The following is a 2,354-nucleotide window of genomic DNA, read 5'->3' as shown; positions in this document are numbered from 1 at the left end:
TACCAATTGGTTGTTGGAATCGTATGTTTCATATTTTACCAACCCTGATATCGGGACACCTGAGTTGTACCAAAGGTTCGTTACTGTGCCTGCAGTGTCGTCCCTGACCACAGACTTATAACAGTTAAATGTTCCAGCTAGAACAGTTATTGTCTCCTGGCCAACAATAGTGTTAGGGTCGACTACGAAGGCGGCATAACCATACTCAGTAGCAGATTCGGAGGTTAAATTACCGTTTACAAATGTCTGGGTCTTCATTGATATGCAGTCATTTGTTGTTTTGTTCATATACCAGTAGATTAGGGTAGTAGTGTTTGCATCAACATTAGCTGTTACTTTCATTATAAAACAGTCTGATCCATTGGTTGTGCCCTCACTAGTCTCCCAACTTATGGGATACTCTAACGTCTTTGTGCCATTTACAAATGATCTCTCGATATACTTAACATAATCCCCATTGTTTAAACGCGTTTGATATGGAATCTCATCATTGCTGTTTTGGGTGGGAAGCGTCAAGTAGTAGTATGCTATGAAGCCTCCGACCAAGATAATTGCGATGGTAGCTATTACGGTTACTTTTCTAGGCAGAGAACCTGCCATCACTCGCCCCTCCTTAGTTGAGTTTCGCCGATTTCTTGAAAACTGTTTAATTCGTGATTCGCTAAGTAAAAAATAATCTTTCTGCAGGGATTTTTCATTGTCAGACCATCCTTTGCTTTTTCCATCTGTTAGCAAACGAGTTGATAACAATATTTAAATATTGTGATAATCCCTATTGCTCCTAAAAGAAAGTGACACAGCATGGCTGAAGAAACGTATGAAGGTGTTCCTCGTGAAAAGATACCTTGGAACCCAAAGATAGACTACGATAAATGTGTTACCTGTGGAAAATGCGTCGATTATTGCCATGTAGGCGCCTTTAGAATTGAAGAAAAAGATGGCCAAAAGAGAACTGTAGTAAATCCAAACAGGTGCATTGTATTCTGTAGAGGTTGCGAAGATGTCTGTCCTGTTGGCGCCATTACGCATCCATCAGAAGAGGAAACCCAGAAGATAATCGATGAACTAAAAAAAGCAAAAGCCTAATCCCAATCTGAGGTACTTAATCCATATAGTCAAATCCCTTTTTGTTTAGAAACAATTTCAACCCCAAACTTAACCAGCCCATGAAGTGAGAGAAATGGAAAAAGAACAAAAAGAGCTCCAAGCAACAAATTTAGAAACAGGACTGAATAATCAGGAAGTTAAGGAAAGATTAGCAACTTTCGGATATAATGAAGTCCCCGAGAAAAAAGTAAGCTTTCTCTCAAGGTTGGGAAAACGTTTTTGGGGCATTGTGCCTTGGATGCTTGAAGCCACAGCCATTGTCACTTTGATACTGGGCAAGTATCCACAGGCGCTTGTCATAGTCTTTCTACTTTTCTTCAACGCAGGAATGTCTCTTTGGCGAGAAGGCAGAGCCAAAGCAGCGATGGCTAAACTCAAGCAAAGACTAAGAATCCAAAGCCGAGTAAAACGAGATGGAAAATGGTCCATCGTTCAAGCTAGGGAGCTTGTCCCAGGAGACCTTGTTAGAGTAAGAATCGGCGACCTGCTGCCAGCCGATGTAAAAATAGTGGATGGTTCAATTGGTCTAGACCAGTCGGTGCTTACCGGTGAATCTGGTATCGTCGATAAGTCACCTTCAGAAATAGCGTATTCTGGTTCAGCTGTGAAACGTGGGGAAGCTACTGGAGTAGTTGATGCCACGGGGACCAAGACCTATTTTGGAAGAACTATCTCCCTGCTTGACCTCGCAAAACCCAAACTGCATATGGAAGAAGTCACAGTAAAAGTTGCACGTCAACTCGCCATAATAGTCCTCGCATCTTTACTAATCGTCTTTGTATACGCTGTATTGACGGGATTCGATCTCGCCGTATTGCTGCCCCTTGCTGGCGTGTTACTCATAGCCTCTGTTCCAGTGGCGATGCCAACAATGTTTACCATAAACATGGCATTAGGCTCAGCGGTACTAGCAAAACAGGGCGTATTAGTCACAAGGCTCAGCGCAAGCGAAGATGCCGCCACCATGGATGTACTTTGCGCAGATAAGACAGGCACTCTAACAATGAACAAACTCTTTGTCGAGGAAGAAATACCCCTCAATGGATTCAGCAAAAAGGATGTTTTACTCTATGGCGCACTTGCATCGAATGAAGCCAATCTAGACCCAATCGACATCGCATTTTTGACTGCTACAGCCCAAGCGGACATCCCATTTGATGGTTATTCTCAGACAGCATTTGTACCCTTTGACCCAAAAACTCGAATGACAGAAGCTACAATCAATAAAGATGGCGAGACATTCTTTG

General features: G+C 42.6%; 3 protein-coding genes. 2 read left to right on the top strand and 1 reads right to left on the bottom strand.

What is annotated here, in order from left to right; all coding sequences use genetic code 11:
- Positions 1 to 603 (bottom strand): hypothetical protein (locus NWE95_07330; protein MCW4003705.1); only part of this gene is annotated, 603 nt, incomplete at its 3' end.
- Positions 604 to 801: 198 nt separating this feature from the next.
- Here NWE95_07330 and NWE95_07325 point away from each other — a divergent pair.
- Together NWE95_07325 and NWE95_07320 are read left to right on the top strand one after the other, a co-directional pair.
- Positions 802 to 1,086, top strand: coding sequence for a 4Fe-4S binding protein (locus tag NWE95_07325; protein ID MCW4003704.1), 285 nt, complete (start codon positions 802 to 804; stop codon positions 1,084 to 1,086).
- Positions 1,087 to 1,180: 94 nt separating this feature from the next.
- A partial coding sequence (locus tag NWE95_07320; protein ID MCW4003703.1) for an HAD-IC family P-type ATPase occupies positions 1,181 to 2,354 on the top strand: 1,174 nt, incomplete at its 3' end.

This window comes from Candidatus Bathyarchaeota archaeon (genome assembly GCA_026014725.1).
Lineage (GTDB): Archaea > Thermoproteota > Bathyarchaeia > Bathyarchaeales > Bathycorpusculaceae > Bathycorpusculum.
The sequence above is the reverse complement of the archived record's forward strand: the minus strand, read 5'-3'. Positions and strand labels throughout refer to the sequence as shown.

Excerpts from the sequence above, each read along its gene's own strand:
- NWE95_07325 (MCW4003704.1), top strand. The coding sequence starts at position 802 with ATGGCTGAAGAAACGTATGAAGGTGTTCCTCGTGAAAAGATACCTTGG.